Source organism: Mesorhizobium sp. P3_A9, from assembly GCF_056402975.1.
Window position 1 is genome coordinate 1 of sequence record NZ_JBFUGJ010000799.1, and the last position, 607, is coordinate 607.

Sequence of the window (607 nt, forward strand, 5' to 3'; positions counted from 1 at the left end):
GGCGGAGGGCGTGCTCTATGCCTGCTACGAGACGCCGGAGGAACTCGATCTCCGGCGAAAAGTGCGCCGTACGCGCGGCCTGCCGCCGGTCTATGGCCGCGAGGCGCTGGCGCTGACGCGAGAGCAGGTGGCCGAGTACCAGGCTGACGGGCGCCGGCCGCACTGGCGCTTCCTGCTGCCCAATTTCTCGGGCGATCCGCAGCAGCCGGAGCGCACCGAGGTCCACTGGACCGATCTGGTGCGTGGAGAGGAAACGGTCGATCTGGCCTCGCTGTCCGACCCGGTCCTGGTGCGCGAGGACGGCACTTATCTCTACACGCTGCCCTCCGTCGTCGACGACATGGAGATGGGCGTCAGCCACGTCATCCGCGGCGACGACCATGTCACCAACACCGGCGTGCAGATCGCCCTGTTCAAGGCGCTGGACGCCGAGCCGCCTGTTTTCGGCCACCATAACCTTTTGACCACCGTCTCGGGTGAGGGGCTGTCGAAGCGCACCGGCGCGCTCTCCATCGAAAGCCTGCGCGAGGATGGCATCGAGCCGATGGCCGTCGCTTCGCTGGCCGTGCTGGTCGGCACCTCGGAGAATGTCGCGGCTGCGCACGAC

General features: G+C 67.9%; 1 protein-coding gene. It reads left to right on the plus strand.

What is annotated here, in order from left to right:
* Nucleotides 1–607: glutamate--tRNA ligase (locus AC1DX0_RS36810; RefSeq protein WP_477359575.1), on the plus strand; the 607-nt coding region annotated here is incomplete at both ends.